General features: G+C 46.4%; 22 protein-coding genes. 12 read left to right on the top strand and 10 right to left on the bottom strand.

Annotated elements, in window-relative coordinates:
• Positions 1–30: 30 nt before the first annotated feature.
• From NST38_RS02240 to NST38_RS02210, 7 genes are all read right to left on the bottom strand, one after another.
• Complete coding sequence (locus NST38_RS02240) at positions 31–1,320, bottom strand: lipase family protein (RefSeq protein WP_083685044.1); 1,290 nt, start codon at positions 1,318–1,320, stop codon at positions 31–33.
• Between the two features lie 31 nt (positions 1,321–1,351).
• Entirely contained in the window at positions 1,352–1,633 is a 282-nt protein-coding gene (locus NST38_RS02235; RefSeq protein WP_076253892.1) for a hypothetical protein, read from the bottom strand.
• Positions 1,634–2,030: 397 nt separating this feature from the next.
• Positions 2,031–4,247, bottom strand: a complete 2,217-nt coding sequence (locus tag NST38_RS02230; protein WP_076253893.1) for a peptidase domain-containing ABC transporter — start codon at positions 4,245–4,247, stop codon at positions 2,031–2,033.
• Positions 4,240–7,650: a type 2 lanthipeptide synthetase LanM family protein gene (locus tag NST38_RS02225; RefSeq protein ID WP_076253894.1), complete on the bottom strand. Its 3,411-nt coding sequence runs from the start codon at positions 7,648–7,650 to the stop codon at positions 4,240–4,242. Before NST38_RS02225 ends, NST38_RS02230 begins: the two co-directional genes overlap by 8 nt.
• A 104-nt stretch (positions 7,651–7,754) precedes the next feature.
• Entirely contained in the window at positions 7,755–7,937 is a 183-nt protein-coding gene (locus NST38_RS02220; protein WP_036616672.1) for a type A2 lanthipeptide, read from the bottom strand.
• Positions 7,938–8,213: 276 nt separating this feature from the next.
• Entirely contained in the window at positions 8,214–9,596 is a 1,383-nt protein-coding gene (locus NST38_RS02215; RefSeq protein WP_036616670.1) for a sensor histidine kinase, read from the bottom strand.
• A complete protein-coding gene (locus NST38_RS02210) occupies positions 9,596–10,309 on the bottom strand; it encodes a response regulator transcription factor (protein ID WP_036616668.1) in 714 nt (237 codons plus the stop codon). Before NST38_RS02210 ends, NST38_RS02215 begins: the two co-directional genes overlap by 1 nt.
• A gap of 153 nt (positions 10,310–10,462) precedes the next feature.
• Between NST38_RS02210 and NST38_RS02205 the strand changes: the two genes are divergently transcribed.
• From NST38_RS02205 to NST38_RS02190, 4 genes are read left to right on the top strand one after another with little or no spacing between them, the layout of a single operon-like run.
• Positions 10,463–11,383, top strand: a complete 921-nt coding sequence (locus NST38_RS02205; protein WP_370511453.1) for an ABC transporter ATP-binding protein — start codon at positions 10,463–10,465, stop codon at positions 11,381–11,383.
• Positions 11,383–12,132 (top strand): ABC transporter permease, encoded by a 750-nt coding sequence (locus NST38_RS02200; RefSeq protein ID WP_036673138.1) that lies wholly within the window; start codon positions 11,383–11,385, stop codon positions 12,130–12,132. The genes NST38_RS02205 and NST38_RS02200 overlap by 1 nt, the downstream gene beginning before the upstream one ends.
• Before the next feature lie 12 nt (positions 12,133–12,144).
• Positions 12,145–12,876 (top strand): ABC transporter permease, encoded by a 732-nt coding sequence (locus tag NST38_RS02195; protein ID WP_076253895.1) that lies wholly within the window; start codon positions 12,145–12,147, stop codon positions 12,874–12,876.
• A 29-nt stretch (positions 12,877–12,905) separates the two neighbouring features.
• Positions 12,906–13,259 (top strand): YxeA family protein, encoded by a 354-nt coding sequence (locus NST38_RS02190; RefSeq protein WP_036616662.1) that lies wholly within the window; start codon positions 12,906–12,908, stop codon positions 13,257–13,259.
• Positions 13,260–13,344: 85 nt separating this feature from the next.
• Here the strand turns inward: NST38_RS02190 and NST38_RS02185 are convergent, their stop codons facing one another.
• Complete coding sequence (locus NST38_RS02185) at positions 13,345–14,601, bottom strand: DUF445 domain-containing protein (RefSeq protein ID WP_076253896.1); 1,257 nt, start codon at positions 14,599–14,601, stop codon at positions 13,345–13,347.
• 332 nt (positions 14,602–14,933) lie between these two features.
• On the opposite strand from NST38_RS02185, the gene NST38_RS02180 reads away from it, so the two are divergent.
• The 3 genes from NST38_RS02180 to NST38_RS02170 all read left to right on the top strand — a co-directional run bounded on the left by NST38_RS02180 (position 14,934) and on the right by NST38_RS02170 (position 17,403).
• Positions 14,934–15,761, top strand: a complete 828-nt coding sequence (locus NST38_RS02180) for an aldo/keto reductase (protein ID WP_036616658.1) — start codon at positions 14,934–14,936, stop codon at positions 15,759–15,761.
• A 275-nt stretch (positions 15,762–16,036) separates the two neighbouring features.
• A complete protein-coding gene (locus tag NST38_RS02175; RefSeq protein WP_036616657.1) occupies positions 16,037–16,555 on the top strand; it encodes a sigma-70 family RNA polymerase sigma factor in 519 nt (172 codons plus the stop codon).
• On the top strand, positions 16,552–17,403 hold the full coding sequence (locus NST38_RS02170; RefSeq protein WP_036616655.1) for a DUF4179 domain-containing protein: 852 nt from the start codon (positions 16,552–16,554) through the stop codon (positions 17,401–17,403). Before NST38_RS02175 ends, NST38_RS02170 begins: the two co-directional genes overlap by 4 nt.
• A gap of 151 nt (positions 17,404–17,554) precedes the next feature.
• Here NST38_RS02170 and NST38_RS02165 read toward each other — a convergent pair whose 3' ends face one another.
• The gene (locus tag NST38_RS02165) at positions 17,555–18,016 is read right to left on the bottom strand and encodes a cupin domain-containing protein (protein ID WP_017691032.1); all 462 of its coding nucleotides are present in this window, start codon (positions 18,014–18,016) and stop codon (positions 17,555–17,557) included.
• Positions 18,017–18,273: 257 nt separating this feature from the next.
• Here NST38_RS02165 and NST38_RS02160 point away from each other — a divergent pair, with 257 nt between their 5' ends.
• Positions 18,274–19,125 (top strand): AraC family transcriptional regulator, encoded by an 852-nt coding sequence (locus tag NST38_RS02160; RefSeq protein WP_036616653.1) that lies wholly within the window; start codon positions 18,274–18,276, stop codon positions 19,123–19,125.
• A gap of 153 nt (positions 19,126–19,278) precedes the next feature.
• Here the strand turns inward: NST38_RS02160 and NST38_RS02155 are convergent, their stop codons facing one another.
• Positions 19,279–20,892: a glycoside hydrolase family 28 protein gene (locus NST38_RS02155; protein WP_083685047.1), complete on the bottom strand. Its 1,614-nt coding sequence runs from the start codon at positions 20,890–20,892 to the stop codon at positions 19,279–19,281.
• Between the two features lie 481 nt (positions 20,893–21,373).
• Between NST38_RS02155 and NST38_RS02150 the strand changes: the two genes are divergently transcribed.
• The 4 genes from NST38_RS02150 to NST38_RS02135 all read left to right on the top strand — a co-directional run bounded on the left by NST38_RS02150 (position 21,374) and on the right by NST38_RS02135 (position 24,559).
• Complete coding sequence (locus tag NST38_RS02150; protein ID WP_051449904.1) at positions 21,374–22,102, top strand: amino acid ABC transporter ATP-binding protein; 729 nt, start codon at positions 21,374–21,376, stop codon at positions 22,100–22,102.
• A gap of 40 nt (positions 22,103–22,142) precedes the next feature.
• Positions 22,143–22,973 carry a transporter substrate-binding domain-containing protein gene (locus tag NST38_RS02145; RefSeq protein WP_036673119.1) on the top strand — a complete coding sequence of 277 codons (831 nt, stop codon included), beginning with the start codon at positions 22,143–22,145 and terminating at the stop codon, positions 22,971–22,973.
• A 101-nt stretch (positions 22,974–23,074) separates the two neighbouring features.
• The gene (locus NST38_RS02140) at positions 23,075–23,797 is read left to right on the top strand and encodes an amino acid ABC transporter permease (RefSeq protein ID WP_076253897.1); all 723 of its coding nucleotides are present in this window, start codon (positions 23,075–23,077) and stop codon (positions 23,795–23,797) included.
• Between the two features lie 111 nt (positions 23,798–23,908).
• Positions 23,909–24,559, top strand: a complete 651-nt coding sequence (locus NST38_RS02135) for an amino acid ABC transporter permease (RefSeq protein WP_076253898.1) — start codon at positions 23,909–23,911, stop codon at positions 24,557–24,559.
• Positions 24,560–24,899: the final 340 nt, after the last annotated feature.

The raw sequence follows: 24,899 nt of genomic DNA, 5'->3' as shown, positions 1-24,899 counted from the left end.
ATATCAACGCTAGCCACCCAGAAATCCTAATTAAAAATGAACCGGACTCTCGTCAGCCTGCCGGAAAGCATCCGCCTTCTCATCAATAAAGTTCAGGAACTGGCTGGTGTGTTTCATATGCCATGTGCCAAGCTCATGAATGGATGCGTCCAATTGGGTGACAATTGGCTCCAGTCTGCGACTGCGGCTCGTATGCAGATATTGGGCCATGCGGGTTCGCACCTGATTCAGCTCCGCATTGCACTGTTGTGCATTTTGCTTCCACCGTGAAGCGACACTTTTCAGTTCTTCCGGCGTTACCTGAATTAGTCCGGAAGCTCCCCCCACTGAGCCAACACCTGCAACCATCTTGCTAGTCTGCACACCAAAGCTACGCATAACATCCGCAAGCTCCGTCATGATATTGGAAGGTTCACGGGGAGTTTTATTGATTTTCTCACCAGTGGTAGGGTCGTATAGATCATTGGAAATATAACCATTCTCGAACTGATACTGCTTCAGGTCGTGGTATTCCTTCCCACCAAAGGTGTTACCCATCTTATCTCCCATGCTCATGTTGTCATTCATGTCCTTGTAATTAGAGTTGATGTAATACATGGAACCCACATGACGATCATAGCCACCAAAGAATCCACTGGCGACAAAGTCACCCGGGTGACCAAAGTTTACGATCTGATTATCGAATCCACCCTCTTCTGCCTTGCGTTTCAGTGATGGAGTCAAGCTGGATATTACAGATGGCGCACTAAAGGTTACTGCCGTCATTCCCGTATGCGCTGCTGCATACTGAGCATTTCCGCCGCCTAATGAATGCCCTGTCAGAGAGAAGTCTAAATTCTTGTATTTGTTCTGCATATCCTTCGCGTAGTCTTCTGCTTCGTACATTTGATTTGGAAAAGGATTCAGCTTTTTATCAATCTGTCTATCCAGCTCACCCACCGCATTATCCAAATGAGTCAGCCCGGTGACGTCTTTTACCTTTTGAATTCCACCTGACAACCAATCGGGTGTGAAATCGGTAGATTGTTCAATTTTTCTGCCCAGTTCGGGGATCGCAATCTGACCATCCGCCAGAAAATCAGGCCCTTTACGATCCCATCCGGCACTTCCTTCTGTTCCTCGGTAAGAAATGACCGCCTGCCCCGTTTCCGGATTGTAAAAAGTCACTGCGTCAAACCCGGAATAACCGTTGCCATGCGTATCCTCAAGCACTTGCCAGCCTGGTAGATTCGCATATTCAGTACCTGCTTTGGCATTTTCATAAGCCAGTTCCGACATCAGACGGTATGTTTCATCATCAATTCTTGGTGTATCCACCATGTTATGTTCACCTCCCAAAATTCAATACAATCTACTTGGCAAAAGGATCGTAGCCTTTCTCAATGATGGCTGCCTTGATGGCAGGGCTCATTCCAAAATTTTTGATTTTTTTATCATTATAGTCATAGGAAATAGTGAACTCCTGATCCTCCTGCTTTACTACATGCCCTTCCATTGCAATCGAGTCCAGTGCCATTTCGGGTAGCAACTCCTTGCTTGTAATGACAACGTTCATCTCATACTTGTCTTTGAAATATTTGACCGCTTTTGCTTCTGCTTCTTGAAAAAGTGCCTGTTTCTCACTTTCTTTCATGTTCTGACAGCCTCCCAAAATAAAGATAGATAGCACAATTAGTAAGAATACACATACCTTTTTTTGTATTGGCCTCATACCAATCACCTTCTTCTTATGATTTCAATGTATATGTGCACCCAATGAATCAGGATCATTCACCCATGCCTTCTGCTTCTGTTAACTGAATCATAGTACAAAATCAACATGACCACATCGGCTGAGAGCATCGTTTTTATGTATCTTTCTTCCTAATATGATTCATACGCGTGTTCGCGTGTATATTACCCGATTTCCTGAATTTTGCATCAGTTTAGCTTCTCGGATTTTCCATATATAACAAAAAAGCATTCTCTTCAACACATATTGTGTAGAAAAGAAAGCCTTTTGTCTTCCGTCAACATCATCCTCACTAGCCTCATCCATACTGTCTGGCCCCGGTTTCGTCCAGTTGTTCACACACGAGACCATTGTAGGATTTACACCGTCCAATCAATTCATCATGTGTTCCAGCATCCACGAGTACACCCTGATCCAGTACATATATGGTGTCCGCGCTTCGAATGGTACTGAGTCTGTGAGCAATGATAATCTGGGTGCATTTCAACATATTCAGATTATGGGCAATCGTCGCTTCTGTAACAGTATCCAAAGCACTAGTTGCCTCATCCAACAGAAGAACTTTGGGTCTGCTTACCAATGCTCGCGCGAGAGCGACACGTTGCTTCTGCCCTCCAGAAAGATTCGAACCCGCTTCAGAGATCAGTGTGTTATACTTCATTGGCATCTTCTCAATATCGTCATGAATATCCGCCAGCTTCGCTGCGAACATTACATCCTCCAGCGTTGAACCCTCTGCATGTAGCCTGATGTTGTCATACACGGTGTTGTTAAACACAAAGTTATCCTGAAGCACGATACTGATCTGGCTACGAATATCCTGCTGCTCCAGTTCTTCTACAACCACGCCGTCAAAATAGATATTACCCTGTGTGGGCGTATACAGCCCTACCAGCAATTTCGCCAAGGTACTCTTTCCTGAGCCTGATTTGCCAACCAGAGCGACCCTTTGGCCTGCTTTAATCGTAATATTAATATTTTTCAGCACATCTTCCCCGTAGTCGGTATACCTGAAACTGACCTGATCAATTGTAATATCCCCATTCAGCTTTACATCTCGGAGGGTCGGTGTTTTCTTCTTGAATTTATTACTTTCCTCGGCTTGAATGACATCATAGATACGATCCAGCAGCGCATCCGCCATCACGAACTCGTTCAGCATCAAAGCAAGCGAGTTCAGCGGCCCCAGAAACAGCGCGGCCAGGGACTGGAATGAAACGAGCATACCAAGTGTCATATTCCCCTGCATAATCTGATATAGTCCCACCAGCAGAATGAGCATCGGAGTCATAAAACTCAGCGTATTCGTCACGGTATTTACTCTTGTCTGAAAAATAGCTTTTTCCTTGACCGTTGCAAGCTGACGCATGAATAGTGCTCTCCATTTTTCCCCGGTACGCTCTTCAATCCCAAGTGATTTGATGGTCGAGATGCCTTCCAACACTTCCGTCATGAATGATCCAGCCAAACTTTGGGCAACAATTTGGGTCTGTGTCAGTTTCTTGAATCTGCTACGTGTGTATACAAAAACAAGAATTTGAACCAGTCCAACACCAAGCAGTGTAAAAGCGATCAAACGGGACTGGATTACAATGTACGTGAAGGTCACAACAATTAAAAATAGATTGATCAGCGTAGAGATCATCTTCTGGGACAAAATCTCTCGAATGGTCGTATTGCTATTAATCCGCAGCATCAAATCCCCGCGCGAACGAATTTCAAAATATTGATAAGGCAGTTTGAGCATATGAGAGACAAAGTTTGTCGTCAGTTGGGAATCCAACAATTCCTGAAGCCGTACGATGCACATATCCTTCATATAACTGAAACCGATCTGAAATAGGGTTAACAGCACAATGCTGGTGATCAGGACAGGAAATAACGAGTAGCCCTCACCGCTAGTGGCCGCATCAATCGAAACCTGCATCAAGAACGGAAAGGCCACCGAAACCAATTGCAGCCCCAGAGCAAGTAGAACGGTCCAACCAAAATATTTTTTGTTACTGCGAATCAAATCCTTGAAGTACGCCACTTTACTAATCTTTTTCTCGGACAAGGGTACAAAGCCCTCATCCGGATATACGAGCAAAAAAATACCTGAATATTTCTCCGCAAACTCCTGCGCACTGATAACCAGCCTTCCCAAAGCCGGATCAACAATAATGAAGTGCCCACTCGTCTTGATCCGCTCAAGCACGACAAAATGATTGTCCTCCCAGAAACAAATGACTGGCAGAAAATCATTGTTAAGTGATTCAACAGGCGCTTTTTTGGCTATCCCTTTCAAGTGATAGGTCTGAGCAACCTCTTTCATTTTGAGCATGGAGCTACCATCCCTGCCGTTTCCCAGCATTGCAAAACGTTCCCTCAGATCGGTGAAATCAGCTTCATAGCCATGATATGCGAGTAACATGTGCAAGCAACTGGGACCACAATCATATTGATTCATTTGCAGTTTGACAGGGATTTTGCGTTGTCTCTTCCGGCGCAGACGGAATACAGGCCGTTCAGGCATGATGTTGCCCCATATGGGATGACTGCTCCATAGTAGTCATCTGCTGCTGAGCGGACGCCGTTTCCATAGCGTATGTCTGAGCCATATCCCTTATCCCCTTGCCCTTTGGTCCTTCCATCATCAGTACTGAAGGCAGGTCACGATTGTACAGTCGGAGCAATTGATATCCAATTCCGGCAAGCCCTAGCATCAGTCCTGGGATTTGCTGACGACCCGGAATGCCGCATCTCCAATGATGGTTATCACGTCTCACCTGTGTCACAATGTAATTTGCCATCTGAACCGAGAACTCTTTCAACTCTTCATCCTGCAAGTAATCGGCTGCGAGAAGGAACAGCTCCAGATTGCCCATATCCCCATGGCAGAGCGAATAGCTAACTTCTGTAAACCCTTCTTCCATCGTCTTGGCTAACGCCCTGCGGATATCTGTCTCTATCGTATCCATAGCTCCCAATGACCTCAATTGCTGCGCTATCCCTACGCGGGCGATCCCTAGACCGGGTGCGCCATTACACCAGTACATAACATAGTGTTCTTCCGGCATGTTGCCATCGGTGAACCGCAGATCTTTCCAATTGTTTACTTCAGGGCTGTAGAGGGCTTCCTCATACTTCAGTCCTTCCATACAAGTTTCAAGATAGGCTTTGTTGCCTGTAGCACTGTATAGACGAGCCAGACTCAGACAGATACCTGCGTTGCCATGTGCAATACCGCTAAGTGGCGTTTTATTGATCGCTGACGTCACCCAAGCCATACCTTGATCCATCGGCTGGGCAAGATCCAGCAATCGGTCTGCGCATCGCACAGCCACATCCAGCGCTTTTTGCGATTGGAAGCTCGTATACATGTCTACACATGCCATCAATGTGCCCGCACAACCTGAGATCACATCCAATTGCTGATCACTATCAATCATATCGTCCAAGATATCGAGTAATTCCAGCGTATCCGGGTTGATCCCCGGCTCGGAACATACGTTAGCTTTATGCACCAGCAGATAGAGAAGCGACCCGTAGCCAGTGAACAATGAGATGTTTTTGTCGATGTTTTTGCGAATCATTTCCCAGGCAGTCTGAATGCACAGATTAACCATCTGCATATATTTGTGGTCACCTGTCTCCTGACTCAGATACAGATAGAAATAGGCAATACCGGTTACCCCGTTATATAACCCCAACTCGGAAGATTTGTAGATCAGCTTCTCGTCTGCATCCATACCCATACTGATCCATGACACCGAAAGACCTTCATCTCCCATAATAGCAATATCTTTTATGTACTCCCCAATCCTCACGGCTTCTTGCAAATATTCTTCTTTGGTCATGTGTATTTGATGTTCATTCAATATTTCCGGTCGGACGCTTTCCGTGCTTTTCTCCATGGCGAATGAGCGTTCCAGGACATATTTAGTCTGAATTGTACGCTCGGTAAACTCCCATTGCATATCCATGTCTTTGGGATTCATCGCCTGCACTTTATCCGCGGTCTGCGTTAAAATATCGGAGGAAAACACGCCGTCAATCGCTTGGTTGTCGTAGTGGTGGAACAACATTTGCTCACCGATAAACGTCTGGAACATGGGTACATCGCCGTGCAATAGATCATGGCACTCATATCTCACCAGTTTTTCACGATCACGATCCTGCCGCACAATCATCCACATCATGTCGAACAACAGATTCTTATCCAACCCGTCTCTGAGATATTTCGGATGGGAACTGGCTTCAATCAGCGTAAAATACGTAACGGTCGGACGAACAATGGTACGTACAGCACAACCATGGAAGTCATTGCGGACTGTTGAGATAAATGACTCCTTTTGCTCCATAATAGCACTGTATATGCGATAGAAACCCTCCTTCAAACTTTGGATATATCGCTCAGGTTTAATGGGTGTATGTTCATATGAAGGCAAATGACTAAATCGACTCACACTCACCTTGCTTCGTTGGATTCTCATGGTATCGGTGTTTTTATCATGAATCTCATACGTATTGAGTACCTGATCCACATCCCCTGCAAGTCCGCTCAGATCACTGTGATACAAAGCGTTGGAATCCAACGTTGGTAACATGCTCGTTTTTAACACGGAATCATTCAATATCGAAAGGGTCTTCTCCAGTGCTGTATAGTGTGCCTTCTCCTCCTCATATTTGAAAGGTTGATTATGCAACAGTGATTCCAGATCGACGAAGAAGGGATGCTCGCCCTGAGCAACAATGTTCTCCATATGCATGTCTGTTGCATTAACGGCATACAAAATAGCGAGATACTGCCCCTGCCGTTCAAAAAAGCGTTCCGCTCCCTCCAGACTGGTGACTTCCTCATAGGGAATGAATTGCTGCCAGCCATATTCGGTGCGATCCAGCGATTTGGCAATACGGAAGGGTAATCCTATTCGCTGATCGTTAAACCATTGCAACAGACTGGCAAAAGCGGTGTCGATGGCCATGTTCCTAGGTTTGTACATGACATTGACCCCTTCGGCAAATGCCAACCGCAATACACTAGCTCCACCGTTATGGGAATCCCCGAGAAATACGATATCCTCCAGCTTATCCAGCTTGAAATCAAAAAAAGATTCCAGTTCACGACGATCTCTTGTCAGCCGCTCCAGAACACGCATCATATTCAGACTGATCCGAAGAGTGTGCTCGACAAGTCCTCGTGCAAGAACAGGATATTCCAGTAGTAAGGAGAGAATCTGATCTCTGGACTGCATGTTCTGGTTCACAAAGTGCAGATACCGCTGCCGGGAATCCTCACCTCTCAATTCATCTTGCAATCTCGCTTTATTTAATTCATAGATTAGTGTCTTGGCAGACATGTGGAACACTTTATCCGAGACGGTCTTCAGAACAAGCCCAGTAACACGTCGTTTGTCCAGCCATTCATATCCATCATTCAAGCCGTCCGTCATGATCTGAATGGATCGTTGCAGGAAGGGTCTAGAAAACTCAAAGAACGGGATTTCTTCCGTATTCCCCTCAATAAAATATTCGATCTCCAAATGCTCATTCTCCAGAAATGTGCTGCAGAGTTCCTGATGCCAAGGCATCTGCACAAAGTCGTACATGAAGCCTGTATCGTTAAACATAGCCTGCACCGTCTCCATATTCATGGATTCAGCCCGGAAGCGATTGGACAATAGCTCCTGGTCCTGAAAAAACTTTTCAAGCCATTTCTGCATCCTTTCCGACTCGGAAGTGTGCTCCACAGGCATGTCCCCATGCTGAACGTCAGCAGTTATATTTTTTTCATTTATATCAACAGCAATTTCCTCGCTAAATAAGAGATCATTGGGAACTTGGGCAGCATATCGCTGCACAAACTGCTTGTATTTCTCCGTTAAGTAGAGTGCATCACTCCACCGGGAGTCATGTAACCGCTCCTGTATGCTCATCGTTTTATCTCCCCTTCTATTGGATGGTTCGTGCCCAAAACCTCATATAACAAAATCAAGCACATAACTGAAATCAGCTATGTGCCCGAAGATAAGAGTAAAAATTAACAACAAGTCAGCCAAGAAGAAGGCGAAACCGAATTATAATGACATTCATGACTTACCGTACAGAATACACCGCCGCTTGCTTCAACATCAATTACAGATACCGCACCTGTAATGACCATCAGCTCATCATCACTGATGTCCTCGATTGCTCCCAATGCTTCGAGATTGAATTGTTTCATTGAAAAAACCTCCATTCAATTTTTTTTATATGTATAGCTTAAAAAAAGCTAAACACCAAGGTTGAATTCAAGTCTTTACAATCCCAAAATATTTAATTTATGTAATTATTTACTATATTCATCCTAGCACAATTTGCTATTTTTTGTAAATCCATTCTTTGGATTTTCGCGTCATTTTGACATGAAACATTACTTTTACTATGACGATGACAAAATTGCGATAGTTCGTTGTTACATGTATAAAGTTTTAAACACCTGTCCAAGGCAGGTGTTTTTCTAAGTAGCAGGCAACTGCAATACAGCTCTAAACCCTTCCCCACTGTCACTCGTGAGAATAAGCCTTCCCCGATGAGCCTTTGCAATCCTTGATACCATTGGAAGCCCCAAGCCATGTCCCTGGCGGGAGGGCCGTACACGTCCTGCGGCATAAGGGAGTACCACCACATCGTCCAGATACTCTTTTGGAATTCCTATCCCATCATCAGATACCACAAACTCACAACATAAATCCTCCGCTGAACGGCTCGTTTCCAGCACAATTGCACATCCATCCGGGTTATGCCTGATACTGTTATGTATCAGGTTCGTTACTGCACGATACAGTAATCGCTCATCCCCCATAACCTGAAGACTTTCGTCCTGAACATGAAGCGAGATCGGATAACGTTCATCCAGGCCATTGTTCAGAAAATCCGACACGACCTGTCTTGCCAGAACAGAGAGTCGAATCGACTTCAACTGCAAGGGCTGCATCTCATACTCCAGCATGGACACCAAATTCAGATCACTGACCAGTGACCGCAGACGTTCACCCTGGCGACGAATAATGGATGCCTGCTGTTTTTGCTCAGCTGGCAAATCCACTTGCTCTTCCAACTCGCTCGCGTAACCCAGAATCATGGACAATGGCGTCCGTATATCGTGAGAAATGCCTGCGATCCAGTTGGATCGAGCTTCATCTCTCGCTTTAAGAGCATCATCCTTATCCTGAAGCATGCGAGATGTTGAATTGATGCTTTGAGACAGATCATTAAATATACCCTTGGTCTCGACATGAACAGGCTCTTCCTTTGCCAGCGCATGAATGCCATTGATCAACGGTCGAATACTACGGATTACCCGTGTTCCAATTAATACGGAGACCAGAAGAGCAAGAGCCACATTACACACCAATAATAGGATGATCCGAACAGGTAATGACTTAAGCCACTCTGCCAAAAAGTCGAACTGGTATTTTCCGTACGTGTTCTTGGGGTAGCCTACGACCAATAATCCGTCTTTACGCTCCCACACATACACCGGGTATTCCATAAGATAATATCGGGAGAACTTCGCAACATCCGTCACGTTATAAGAGCGCGGGATTTCAGCCGGAAGCTGTTCGCTCCACTGTACCTTACCTTGGGGATCAAGCAGCATCGCCCAAGCCTGATATGTATCCAGCAATTGCATTCCATCGCTGTCCAGCGCATATTCCCCCTGCTCTCCCTTGCTCAGGCCACTAGCCATCTGCTTCACAACCGCACCAGGGGAAGGCCCTTCATGAATTTCCTTGAAGATCAGCGAACCTAGCAGAATCAGATTGAATAGTAACAGCACCACAGATACCAGAATGGTTGATCCGACGAACCTTCTTAGAATTCGAACAACGCCATCCATTACCTAGACTCCTGAACCATCAATTTATAACCAAGTCCCCGTACCGTCAGCAGAAATATCGGTTTGGATGGATCTTCCTCAATCTTCTCCCGGATTCGCCGAACATGCACCATCAGGGTATTCTCATACCCATAACTCTCGTCTCCCCAGACGGCTTGACACAGAGCATCACTGGTTACAATTCGGCCCTGATTCTCATACAACTTGATCAGTATGGCATGCTCCTTAGCTGTCAATGGAAGCTCCCTGTCTGTCCTCTGTACAACAGCGCTCTCCAGATCAATGGTTTGTCCACCCAAACGAAATACAGGCAATCTCTCCACCGTATTGGAAGCATATACCCGCTTCAGAATAGCCATAAGCCGGAGAATCAACTCTCTTGGCAGAAAGGGCTTGACCATATAATCATCTGCTCCAAGCCCCAGACCGAGCAGTCGATCCTCATCTTCACCACGTGCAGACAGGAACAGAACAGGCATGTCCGAGAATGACCGGATCGAAGAGAGCAGAGAGAACCCATCTCCATCCGGAAGCATCACATCCAGAATAGCTGCATCCGGCTTTTCAAGTCTGCATACCGCCAAGGCATTCACGAAGTTACCAGCCGTATAGATCCGAAAAAAACCTTCTTTCCGTAAAAAACGTTCAATCATTTCCCGTATTTCGGGCTCATCATCTACGATCAATATTTTCTTATTCTTCAATAATTCCATTGATATCACCCTTTTTATTATACATCATAAAGGCATTAATCCTATATCTTCCATTTCCATTTAAGGTAATTGTAAGGTTATCTTCAGCTACGAGCAAGAAGCCTGATCTATATTTAGAGCAACAGAGACATTAGTGAAATGGAGTTGAGATCAATGATAAACAGTTCCCCCATCGTGGAAACGCATAACCTGTCCAAATCTTATGGCGGTACTAACCGCGTACATCAGGTCAATCTGGCAGTTGAGACGGGACAGATTTTTGGCTTCCTGGGTCCTAACGGAGCAGGCAAAACAACCACATTAAAAATGCTGTTGGGTTTGATCAAACCTACCGAAGGCACTGTAAAGGTGTTTGGCAAAGATCTGAATAAACATCGCCCTTCCATTCTGAATCAGACAGGTTCACTGATCGAATCTCCATCTTATTACGGCCACTTGACTGGACTTGAGAATATGAAAGTCATGCAGCGACTACGGAACGTACCGAATAAAAATATTGATGAAGCTCTCAAAATTGTTCGACTTGAAAATCAAAAACATAAACAGGCCGATCAGTATTCGCTGGGGATGAAGCAAAGACTCGGTATTGCCATGGCCCTGCTTGCCTTTCCAAGCCTGCTTATTCTGGATGAACCTACGAACGGACTTGATCCGTCCGGGATCGGTGAGATCAGGGAATTGATCAAGTCCCTTCCTGGTCAATACGGCATAACAGTCCTGCTATCCAGCCACCTGTTATCAGAGATCGAACAGATTGCTACCTCAGTCGGCATTATCAGTGATGGCAAACTTCTGTTTCAGGGAAGCATGCAGAGTCTTCAGGCCAATAACAAGGCTACCATACGTTTTCAGACGACGGATACGGCAAGAGCAGAGAAAATCCTTTTGACTCAAGGCTACATGCCTACAGTCCAGGGCAAACAACTGGTGTTCGACTACCTTCGTGACGAAGAAGTCTCGCAGATGAATAAAGTGCTGGTACAACACGATATTCCTGTGATTCGTATCGAGGAATACAAGAAAAGTTTGGAAGGTATATTCCTGGATCTGACCGGAAAGGAGCGGAGCCTGTAATGAAAGCTCTATCCCTAGAGTATTTTAAAATCCGCCGCAAAAAGATCTGGGTCATGCTATCTCTTTTTCTAGCCGCTGAGATGATCTGGGCCTCCATGTCCATGAGTATCTCCATCTCCCGAAGTGCAACCAATGCGAGCTGGGAAGCCTTGATCTTCAGCATCGCTTCCATGAACGGTCTGTTTCTGCCCATTATATCGGCTATCGTTGTATCCCGCATCTGTGATATGGAGCATAAGGGGAACACCTGGAAGATGCTAATGACGACCAACACCGGACGTAATCATGTCTACACAGCCAAATACATATGTGCGAACAGCCTGATCCTTTATGGTATCCTTGCGCAAGCTGTGTTCATTGTCGGTTTCGGTTTATCCAAAAATATTTCTGGTCCGCTGCCACTTTCCCTGCTTGTGCAGTTCGCTATAGGCACAATGCTAACTACACTCGCCATCACCGCTCTTCAGCAATGGTTGTCTCTTACAGTACGCAATCAGGCTTTTGCATTATGTCTGGGTATGCTGGGCGGATTCATCGGAACAACATCGGGGTTGTTTCCAGCAGGTGTACGTCACCTTTTCATCTGGTCTTACTACATGGATCTGAATCCAGTCACTTATATTTACAGCGCATCTTCGGGTACCTATGTATCGGGTATGCTGCCTGTCGGTCTTTTCTTAGCCGCCTTGTTGATGGCTGCCATCTTCTATTTTGCAGGGAATATTCATGCTTCAAGACAAGAGATTTGAGGAGGGGAACACATGCTGAGGAGCATTTCCGCAGAATGGCTTAAACTTCGGCATTCCCTGATCAGCCTGGTACTGGCCATTCTGCCTATTATCAGTCTGCTTATCGGATGCTTTAACTTTTATTTCAATCAAGCGGCTTTACAAAACGGGTGGTACAGCCTGTGGACACAGGTCAGTTTGTTTTACGGAGAATTCTTCCTGCCCATCCTGATCGCTATCTGTTGTGCCTTTGTATGCCGCCTGGAACACAGCAATCGCAACTGGAATATGATTCTGGCTTCTCCAGTGTCAGTCACCAGCCTATTTGTTGCCAAGTTGGTCATTGTTGGCATATTGATCTTCTCGGCTCAAGCCTTCTTCATGCTCATGTACTGGGCAGCAGGCAAACTGTTCGTCATTCCGGGTCCGTTCCCGATGGAGACCGTCGTATGGAGCCTGCGAGGATGGTTTGCCTCTATCTCTATTGCTGCACTGCAACTAGGGTTGTCGATCCGGATAAGAAGCTTTGCGACGCCAATTGGCATCAGCCTTTGTGCAGTCTTTCTGGGACTAGGCATGTATGTGCTGAAAATCGGCATGTTATTCCCCTACTCCTTGTTAACTATAGGTATGGGCGTTCTGAGTCAAAAGGGACTGACATCCTCGGAGAATATCGTCTTTCTTTTCATGAACAGTCTCTTTATCCTTCTGTTTGCTACCTGGTCGATCCGCCGCCTGAAATATAAAGACATCGCATCGTCCTAAATTTACCGAGATTAAAGGAGGACAAGAACATGAAAAAAGCATTCACTATTCTCGCATTGGTACTCGTTATTCTGACTTGCCTGTGGCTCTTCTTCATGGACCCTGCTAAATTGACTCCCGATAACCCTGCCGGCAAAACAACCTACTATACCACTGTGAATCAGACTACAGTCAACAAGGATGACAATGGCAGATATGCTTATGAACTGATCGGCTATACAGACGAAGGAAAATCAAAAACACTAAGCTTCTCCACCAGTAAGCTACTCAAAAATGGGGCCTATCTGAAACTATATGTATCCACGCTGCGTGGTGTTACACACTGGGAAGAGGTCACAGCGGACGATCTGCCGGGGCAAGCCAAGCAGTTAACCTCTAAATAGAAAAAAGATGCGTATCTATATCTCCATTGATATTTGCATAACAAAAAGAGCCTTGCCCCATTACTTCAAGGGTGGCTCTTTTAGGTTATGCCAATGCCATCTGCAGCGCAGTCAGCGCAATCCCGATAACAAATCCGGTAACGGCTCCGTTGATCCGAATCCATTGCAGATCCTGTCCAACCTTATCCTCAATCATCGAAACCAAAGTGGCATTGTCCATTTTGTCCACATTTTCGCGTACCAGTTTACCGATTTTGGAATGATTTTTCTCCAGCAGTGTTGTGACGCCATTTACGATCTTGGCATTCATGCCTGTCATCAACTCGTCATCTGCCCGCAGATCAACCAATACCCGCTCAATGGCAGGCAATGCATACGTATCTACATACTGTCCATCTTCCATCGCGGCGAGCGCCTTGTCTCTCAGGTCGGTGAGTTTGTTCAGCACCGTTTCCTCTGCGTTCCAGCCCTCCAACATATTGTTCTTCCAGCTGTTGATTCCATCTTGCATAGCCTCACTCATTGCCAAACGCACCGTCTGGGTACGTACCATATCAAGCACCTTGTATCTTAGAGCGCTGCCTTCACGTTTCATATCCTCTACCCGATCGAAGAGATATCCTTGTAAAATGCCACCCAGACGCTCCTCGTTCATATAACCCAGGAACGCATTCATCGCAAACTGCATCAATCCGTTCATCTGAATGCCGCTGATGGCTTTCATACCGCTTTCACCCAAAAACATGATCGTCTCGGGTTTAACCAGCCACTCCTCGGCTTGCTTCAGTCCATAGTCCAGCGCTTTGGCGTCGTAGCCCCGCTCTGTCATCTGGTGGGCAGCCCGTTCCAGAATTGGACCCAGATCAAAGGCGCCCGCTTGTGACTTGATCTCACGTGCCACGAGCGGAGCAATCTGCTCTAACGGCAGACCAGCCAGAATTCGTTTGCAGAGCGTATCAATCATGATCTTGATCCCGTCACTGTGAAGCTCACGGGTCAACGTATCGAGCACCGTTTCTGCTGCTTTGAAATCTGCAATTTTCTCGGTAATGCTGTCTTTGTTGAGCAAGTTATTCTCTACTGCGGAGACCAGACCTTCCGTCATTTTATCGCGATTTTTCGGCAGCAATGCTGTGTGTGGAATGGGAATGCCGAGCGGGTGACGGAATAGTGCGGTAACGGCGAACCAGTCCGCAAGTCCACCCACGAGTCCCGCTTCAAATGATCCTACCAGCAACTTGCCAACCGGAACACCCTGGAACGGCAAGGATGCAGCAAATCCCGCTCCCATCACCACGAGAGACCAGGCAGCTGCTTTTTTGGTTTGTTTAGGTTTAGCCATTGTATTCTTGCTCCTTTATCGTTAATCGTACGGTCCGATCTGTACCCGATTCCGCACTTCTTCGTTTCTTATGTAAATTCTCCATAGCAAAGTCTCGACTTCCATGTTTCGTATACTTCATCTTATCACCCACAAGCGTCAAAACCAAACCTCTGGTTGAAGAAAAAGGATAATAGCGGCGTTTACTTCGTAAAATGGATCGCTCCCTTTTCCAAGACCAGGCAGATTTTAGTATAATCAATCAAGACGGCCCTTCGATATCGATTGGCTACTGAACAGCAGGGTAATTACATAGTGGAACAATGAATCAATAAGAGGAGGAATTTCGGACCATGAAACACGTGCAGGACACAACCACACTCTATAACGGAGTCAAAATGCCATGGCTGGGTTTTGGGGTATTCAAAGTTAAAGACGGAGACGAAGTCGTTCATGCTGTCAAAACAGCCATTCAAGCTGGTTATCGCAGCATCGACACAGCCAAAGCGTATAACAACGAAACAGGTGTCGCTCAGGGTATTCGTGAATCTGGAGTAGCTCGTGAGGATCTGTTCATTACCACTAAAGTTTGGAATAGTGATCAGGGATATGAATCCACGCTGGCTGCCTTCGAAGCAAGCATGGAACGACTCGAACTGGAGTACCTGGATCTCTATCTTATCCACTGGCCGGTTAAGGGCAAGTACAAAGACACATGGCGAGCGCTGGAGAAACTCCATAAAGAAGGACGCATCCGCGCGATCGGTGTGAGCAACTTCCAGATTCACCATCTGGAAGACTTGATGATCGATGCCACGATAAAACCAGCAGTTAATCAGGTGGAGCTTCACCCACTATTGATTCAGTCAGAGCTTCGTGAGTACTGCAACAAACATCAGATTCAGATCGAAGCCTGGTCTCCGCTCGGACAAGGTCATCTGATGGATCATCCGTTGCTGAAGGATATCGCCGCCAAATACAGCAAGTCCCCCGCACAAGTAATTCTGCGCTGGGATCTGCAGAACGGCATCGTGACCATACCGAAATCCGTTACGCCTGAGCGTATTCACGCGAATGCCGATCTCTACGATTTTGAGTTAACTTCGGAAGAAATAGAGCAGATTAACAGTCTGAACGAGAATAAACGATTTGGTTCTGATCCAGACAACTTTAACTTCTAATATAAGCAAATTAATTCGATTACACCCGCCTTCGATCTTAGAAGAGCGGGTGTTTTGGTATGTGATGTTATAGGCAAACTATTCGTTGTTAAGAATGGAGGCGAGGCTCGTTATCCTATTCAGGGCCAAAAGAAAAAAAGTTTTTTTGACCGTTTAGAACTATTTCTTCTCCTCACCAGTCTAACGAGTGTCAAGCGAACTCAAGCACTTCTATAGAATCCAGGCCTGGAACGAGCGGTGACTTGAATATTTAGGTTGATCAGGGGGGATCAGGAGTGATTAGACTGAACCATAGAAAGACAAAAGAAGAACAGTTCAGCGAAAAAATAACAGAGATTCAAAATAAATTATATCGACTGGCATACTGCTATGTTAAAAATGAACAAGAAGCGCTGGATATCGTATCCGAAGCGGTCTATAAAGGGTTCATCGCTTATGGAAAGATGGAGTCCATGACTTATTTTGATTCCTGGATGTCACGAATTGTGATTAACACAGCGATAGACCATATTCGACGCAACCAGCGAGTGACCTATATGGAGGATCATGTGCAGGAGTTTGTAGCTCCAGAGCGAGGGGCGTCGCTAGAAGAAAAAATGGATCTATATGACGCACTGGACCGGCTTATCCCCGAGGAAAGAGCCTATATTATATTAAAATTCTTTGTGAATCTGCCTTTTCGAGAGATGGCTGAAGTGCTCTCCATACCGGAAAATACAGTTAAGTCCAAATTCTATCGTATTATCAAAAAATTAAAATTTTATTTGATTGAAGGAGAGGTTGAGAACGTATGACAGGAAAAGATCGTTACGAAAATATTGAAATCCCTGCTCAACTTACTGACGTTATTCGTCAAGCCCAGCAAAAGGCTGCCGCTCGCAAAAGCTCCTCCCGTATCATTCGCTACGCTTCCATTCTGGCAGCATGTGCCGCTTTTCTGTTCATAGTCAACATTCCTACTGTCGCAAACGCCATGGTCAAAATACCTGTGGTTGGATCTATTGTTCAGGTGTTGCAATTTGGCGATGGAGGCAAAGTTACAGATGGTGTAACTGTGGGATCGGAAGCAACCGAAAATACGCTTAAAATCAATTTTAGTACCGACGAGCAAGATCAGACTAATGATGCACCCCATTATAATGTGGTACACAAAGAAGCACCGAATCGCATCCTCTTCACTTTTAGCGGTGCACGTTACATGGATATAGAGAAAGTCAAAGCCGACTTCATGACCCAGCCTTTAGTGAAAGATGTTTATGGTTCCATGATTTTAGACGACTCTTCCGTCGGATTCGTAGTTGTTTTAAAAGAAGGGGTACAGTATGCCGTAACGGAATTCAAGAACCCTGGATACCTGGAAGTGAAACTGACTTCCGACGGCAAACCGGTCACACCTCGGAAGGTATACTCTCTCCGCACAGAATCAATGCCTTTTGGAGAATCGATGGGTATAATTAAAGAATCCTATCCGGATGAGGACATCTCTTTCCTCAAAACGTCCACTGGTGAGTTTACAGCAGTTATTGGAGAATATCTTACCGCTGAAGAAGCTGAACAGAAGCTCAAAGAACTCGCTCAGCAACCGGATTATCATGAGGAGTTTTATGTGGACAGCTGGATGAGTAACGAGAATCCGAAGTGATTAGTCATTGCCAAAAGTGATGCTTATTCAAAAGGGAATGATCTATCCCTGAACTAGGCATAGACCTCAGCATACTTTATACGCTCGATCCAAAAAAATCCCGATTCGGATGCACTGAGCATCTCGGATCGGGATTTTCACATATTAAAACCTATTCGCTTTTGGATACCAGCTTGAAATCATCAAAGTGGAAACCTGGCGCTACTACGCAAGTTACCAGTACAGGCTCATCGCCCAGCGGACGCGCTGTCTGCCATACGCCGGCAGGAACGAGCACCTGTGGTGATTGCCCCGCAGCAATATCCATCCCCAGAACAAGAACTTCCTCGTTCTCCGGGTTCTCCCCATTGCCACCCAGCTTCAGTTCAACTGGACTGCCGCTGTGCCACAGCCAAAGTTCATCGGACAGAACCGTATGCCACTCGGAGATTTCATGTGCGTGTAGCAGGAAATACGTGGAACTTGCCGAGAATCGTGGACCGGAGTATGTATCCGGCAGAACGGACTGTGGAATCTGATAAGACGCCTTCCATTCTTCCTTATACCAACCGCCTTCAACGTGAGGTTGCATATTGAGCGCAGCAACCAATGGCGATAATTCATGTGTCGTCATAACCTGTTTCCTTCCTTCCAAATCATATTGAAGGCACTCCTTAACCAGAGTTTCGCCTCTCTCCCCCTACTCTAAAACATCATTCAAGTTTTGTCACCTTGACAGCACATAAGTACCATGCCAAATTCATTCTCTCGGTATTTAACGATAGGATTAAAGAAATATTTCATTTCCAATGATAGCGTTTACAAAAAGATGGATGTTCCGTTATGATATGGATATCGTTGTTAATCCGTGAAGCAGAGGGGAGCTGTACCATGAGTCTCATAGAGGACCGGATTGGACCCAAATACCGAATCGGTGAACATTCATTTACCATTGAACATATGCGCAGACATGATGGGAATGGTATGCCACAACCTCACGCTCATCCATTCTACGAACTGTATTACTTACTTGAAGGTGAACGAGTGTATTCCATGAATGGTCAGATTCTGTCCGCCCGCAAGGGTGATTTTATTCTGATTAATCCACACGATGTACATACCACCTCCAAAGGAAGTATTCCCGGCTTCGAACGGATATTAATCGGTTTTTCTCCTGCTTTTGCAACGGGGATGGAACTTGGCATATGTGGTCTGCTGCCTTTTAATTGTTCAAGACTCCTTCGCCTGCCTGAAGCGGAACAGCCTGAGATGGAGCGTATATTGTGGCAGATGCTGCAAGAATGCAAAGAGCGACGCCCTCACTATGAGATCGCCGTAAGAAGTCTGCTTGCCCAACTTTTGATCCGTATCCATCGGGTAGAGGAGGACATCCGGCAGTCATGCCCCGGTCCCTTGCATCCGATGCAGGACAAAATCAGTGAAATTGTCACTTATGTGAATAAAAACTATACCGAACCACTTACATTGGAGGGTGCAGCCAATCGTTTTTATATCAGTCCATCCTATCTGAGCCGAATGTTCAGCCGGTTTACCGGGTTTCGATTTAGCGAATATTTGCGGGTTGTTCGTGTCCGGGAAGCACAACGAAGATTACTGTCCACACAAGAGCGTGTCCAGATGATCGCTGAGAAGGTAGGATTTGAACATACGGCTCATTTTAACAAAACATTCAAACAGGTTACCGGTACAACACCGCTACGCTATCGCAAGGAACACCGGTAGATCTTCAGATAACTTCATATAAAAGCCGAGTGGGTAGCCTTGCTCCAGAGATTACGTACTCCTTATATCAAAAGGCATCACGATTACTGGATCTATAGGCTGCACCACTACGGCTGAATTGGACCAACTTGTATAAACCCTATTACATACTTTTTATCTACGAATGATCACGCCACTTCGCACCTCGGGACCCACAGATATCTGACGACCGTCTGTGTCAGCATCGCCTTCACGACATACAATGCCTGCGGACTCGTGTCCGGTCACCATCAGAAGTCGGCCATCTGCACCTTTGCCCTGAATGCTCTCTAATTCTGCCCCTTTGCACTGGTGCAAATGAACCAGCGGACCTTCAGTGATCTGCGCCTGCAATTCAGCGATATGCAGATGTTTTGCATGAGCACATTGGATACCACTGCGAGCTTGCACGTTGTAACGCTGGATGATCACCCCATCCAAAGGCTGTTCCGGCAATCCACTCACAAGCAACGCAGTGTCGGCACCGGCACAGACCACATCCGATATTCGAATATCTCGGAACACTGGCGTCTCTTCGCTAATCTCCTGAGATAGATCACTGCCCCGGGCAGACCCTTCCTGATTTGCATAGAAAAAGGAAAACGAGATCGCTTCCATAATGATATCTTTCATATATATGCGCTCAATCTGAATGTCCTCAACCAATCCGCCGCGCCCACGTGCGCTTTTGAAGCGAAGTCCAATGTCCGTGCCGATAAACGTACAATCCGACACACGCACATGCCGCACACCACCGGACATTTCACTGCCAATTACAAACCCGCCATGACCGTGATACACCGTGCAATCCCGAATGGTGATGTACTCCGATGGAAGACCCAGTTCACGACCTTCGGCATCCTTGCCTGATTTCAGACAGATCGCATCATCACCGACATCGAATACACTCTTCTCGACCACCACATGACGGCAGGATTCAACGTCCAGCCCATCTCCATTCTGAGAAAACCACGGATTCCGCACACTCACGTTACGAATGGTGACATGCTCAGATGCCCAGGGGTGCAGATTCCATGCAGGCGAGTTCTGAAACGTTGGACCGTCCAGCAGTACCCGTTTGCATCTCCGTAAACTGACCATGTTGGGACGTAAAAAGTCTCTGACTTCTTCATAGGCAACGACATCACGCACCTGCTCCTGATGCAATCGATTTGCGATGGCGCCGCCCTCAAGTGCAGCTGTGGTAGGCCACCAGATTTCTTCATCTCCGCCGGATTGCTCTACAACACCACCGGAAGCGATCAATTGGTTCCATTGTGAAGTGGTCATTTTGGAGCGTTTTACCGGACGCCATGCCTCCCCGCCACCATCCCATATCCCCTCACCAGTAATCGCAATATCCTCCAGTTGATCACCATCGATCGGGGATTGGCAACGTACCACTTGCCAACCTTCGAAGCTTGATGCAATTAATGGGTATTGATCAAAATCTCGGCTAAACGTAACCAGTGCCCCTTCTTCCACATGTAGTTCGATCCGGCTGCGCATTACAATCGGACCTGTGAGCCATACCCCGGCAGGAATTACGATTCTCCCACCTCCTGCTTCAGCACATGAAGCGATGGCAAGTCGGAACATCTCCGTATTATCTGTTACGCCGTCTCCAACAGCTCCATAGTCTGTAAGCTGAAAATCCTGTACAGGAATGACAGGCAAATTGGCTTCATAAGCTCGAACATCGGACTGGGCACTTGCTCCTGTCGACATTGGGGAGTGATATGTATTCATCGTGCAGAATCATCCTCTCTACATGTAATGGAATTGTTATAGGGTCAATACATCGCTTTTACTTTCCTTACTTAACGTTCATACGGACGCTCTCTCACTCCATGATATCAATGGCATGACGTGTAGGGTTGAGCTTTCTTGCCATGTACACGTGGAACTTGATGCTATTTGTTTTGTTAATCAGAGTCATAAATCAAACATCACTTTCAGTATACTCTATACAACTATTCCAAAGGTTGGAAAGAAACTAGGAGAATAGATTCATTTTTCTGTCAGGATTCGTCACAAGGAGTTTAATAACATGACAGATATATAACATATTTTCTGGCTATAGCCCTAGGGAACCCATTACTTATGTCATGTTTTATCACAAACCAATTGCCATAAGCAGGATGACTATGTATGATTAAATAACTAGTTTCAATTTATTCCTTATTATTCCTTTTACACACAGACGTTGCAGAAAGGATGGGGTGTACTCTTGATTGAATTTAGGGGTGTCCAGAAACATTTCGGTCATTTTCATGTCCTCAAGGATATCCATCTTCACATTGAAGAAGGAGAAGTCGTCGTCATTATCGGACCTTCCGGCTCCGGCAAAAGCACGTTACTCCGCTGTATTAACCGCCTGGAGACCATTACCGAAGGTGAACTTGTCGTCAGTGGGATTCCTCTACATCAGAAAAAGGTGGACATTAACCTCTTCCGCCGTGACATCGGCATGGTATTTCAACACTTCAATCTTTATCCTCACAAAAAAGTCATCGATAACATTACCCTTGCACCCATGAAGGTGCGCAAACAACCCAAAGAACAGGCAGCCGCAACAGCAATGAAGTATCTGACCCGGGTGGGCATTGCCGACAAAGCAGACAGTTATCCCTCCCAGTTGTCCGGTGGACAGCAACAACGGGTAGCCATCGCCAGAGGACTTGCCATGGAGCCCAAAATCATGCTTTTTGACGAACCTACCTCTGCTCTCGATCCCGAGATGATCGGGGAAGTCCTCGATGTTATGCGTTCCCTTGCCCATAATGGCATGACCATGGTCGTCGTTACCCATGAGATGGGATTCGCCCGCGAAGTTGCGGACCGGGTCATCTTCATGGACGAAGGCCGAATTGTTGAAGAGGCCAACGCTGCAGAATTTTTTGACAACCCCAGAGAAGAACGAGCACAGCAATTCCTGAGCCGTCTGATTCATCATTGAGAATAATCCACTATTCCATTTTGAAAGGGGTCTTTTATTCATGAAGAAATTATTGAAATGGCCATCATTTATGCTTGTCCTCATTCTCTCCCTTGTATTGTCAGGTTGTAGTACAGGTACAGATACACCTTCAGCGAGCGGTGGTGGTGACGCCGAGGCGAAAGGCACGATTGAGCGGATTAAGGAACGTGGCAAGCTCATCGCCGGTGTGAAATACGATACGAAGCTGTTTGGCTTGAAAGATCCTGCAAGTGGCAACGTTGAAGGATTCGATATTGATATCGCCAAAGCACTCGCCAAACAGATCCTTGGAGATGAGACCAAGGTCGAACTGAAAGAGGTCACTTCCAAGACGCGTATTCCCATGCTGCAAAATGGAGACATCGACATCATCATCGCCACGATGACAATTACGGATGAGCGTAAGGAACAAGTAGATTTCAGTGATGTTTATTTCGAGGCAGGCCAATCCCTGCTGGTGAAAAACGACAGTGCGATTACCGGCCTGGAAAGCCTCAGCGGGGTAAAAGTACTCGCGGTGAAAGGCTCCACATCCGCTCAGAATATTCGCGAGAAAGCCCCGGATGCTGAGGTGCTTGAATTCGATAACTATCAGGATGCATTCACTGCTCTCAAAGCAGGTAAAGGCGAAGCGCTGACCACAGATAACATCATCCTCATCGGTATGCAACAGACGGATAACAGCTTCCAATTGGTTGGTGGCAATTTCACAAGCGAACCTTATGGTATGGCCATTCGCAAAGGTGACACTGCCTTCGTGGAGGAAGTCAACGCACTGCTCAAAAGCATGAAAGACAGTGGGGAATATGACACTTTACATGAGAAATGGCTGGGCGCGAAGCCCGAGTAACCCGAATTAAGATAGGTAAGCGGCGAATTCGTCTGCTGGATGCGAAGCATGAGCAGACGTAATCGCCGTTTCTACATCTGGAGAACGGAGGCTTCGCCTATATGGGCACATTGGATTTCAGCGTACTAATGCGACACTCGGATCGTTTTCTGGAAGGATTCCTGAATACGATTCAAGTGAGCATTATGGCTCTCATTGGCAGCTTTATCCTTGGCGCGATCCTGGCTATCTTTCGGATATCCCCTGTGAAACCGCTGAACTGGATCGGCACGGCTTTTGTGGAATTTATCCGAAACATCCCATTGTTACTGGTTGTGTTTTTCTTCTATCTTGGACTGCCTGCACTAGGCATCTCGCTGGATGGATTTGTCTCCGGTACTCTGGGTTTGACCATCTACACCGCCGCTTTCATTGCCGAAGCAATCCGAGCGGGCATTCAGACCGTGCCGCGTGGACAACTGGAAGCAGCAAGGTCTTCAGGTTTGTCCTATGTACAGGCCATGAACCTGATCATTCTGCCCCAGGCCATCAAGATTGTACTGCCGTCCATCGGCAATCAGTTCATCAATTTGGTCAAAAACTCATCCATTCTTGCCGTTGTCGCTGGTATGGATCTTATGTATTTTGCCGACCTGGTTAACTCGGATACGTTCCAGCCGCTAAGTGTGTACACCATTGTTGCGCTGTTCTATCTGGTGCTGACACTACCACTCAGCTTCCTGGTGCATTATATGGAGCGCAGGTTTGGACAGAGCGATGCAGAAGCGCGCAGCACCAAAGGCAAACCGAAAAAGAACAAACCGACAGGTCAGGTCACCATGTAACAGATTGACTTGTACCTGCGCAGATTTTTAGGGAAATATATTGGCTTGTCCATGCCCCATCTATTGATCTTCGATATTCCATTCCTGCACACAGAAGGAGGCTAATAAAATATGGACTTTAGCGGGGCCTATGCGTGGCCCAACCTTCGTTTCCTGCTTCATGGATTCCTGATTACCCTGCAGGTAGCAGGGCTATCCATTATATTCAGCTTTGTGCTTGGCACTGTGCTGGGTACGATCCGGTTTACCCGTATCCCTGTTCTGTCACAGATCGTCGCAGTGATCGTGGATACGATCCGGAATCTGCCGCTGTTGCTCATCATTTTCTTCATCCACATGGTACTTCCACAGCTCGGGATTAAAATGTCCGTCTTCTGGTCCACAGTTGTTGGACTGAGTCTGTTCGAAGGCGCGATGATCGCCGAGATCGTCCGCAGCGGTCTGAAATCCGTTGAGCGCGGTCAGGTGGAAGCTGCCCGCTCCTCGGGCCTCAGCTACATGCAGACCCTCGGTGGCATCATCATGCCACAGGCGCTACGCCGCATGTCCCCGCCGATGGTCAGCCAGTTCATCTCACTCCTGAAGGATACTTCACTGGCGATCATCATCTCTCTGCCGGAGCTGATGCACAACGTGCAGATCCTTGGCGGTCAAAGTTTTGATTACATTATCCCGGCCCTGCTGCTCGCAGCCGTATTGTATTTTGCCATCAACTACGCGCTATCCATTGTCGCAAGACGACTTGAGGCACGGATGAATTGAATGACTGAATGAATGAAGCGCTGAGAATAAGGCATGAGATAATACGAAACATGAAGGAGCATGACGGAACCGAGACCCCATGATTGATCAGATATGAAGAAATGAACTTGAAGGAAAGAACCTAATAGATGAAAAAAATGAAAGCGCCCCAAAGACTCTAAACCCACCTATGCAGTGGATATGGAGCCTTTGGGGCTACATTTATGCTCATCAATTCACGAGCTTCCCACGCATTTCTAACGAACTGAGGGAAGCTTATTTAGCCTTTTTCGGGACATTTCCTAATCTAACGAATCGTAGACGCTCTATTCTTCCGATTCACCCCGCTTTTACCCCCTAT

It is taken from the genome of Paenibacillus sp. FSL H8-0104 (assembly GCF_038050215.1).
GTDB classification, from domain to species: domain Bacteria; phylum Bacillota; class Bacilli; order Paenibacillales; family Paenibacillaceae; genus Paenibacillus; species Paenibacillus amylolyticus.
This window is presented reverse-complemented; position numbering and strand designations above follow the sequence as displayed.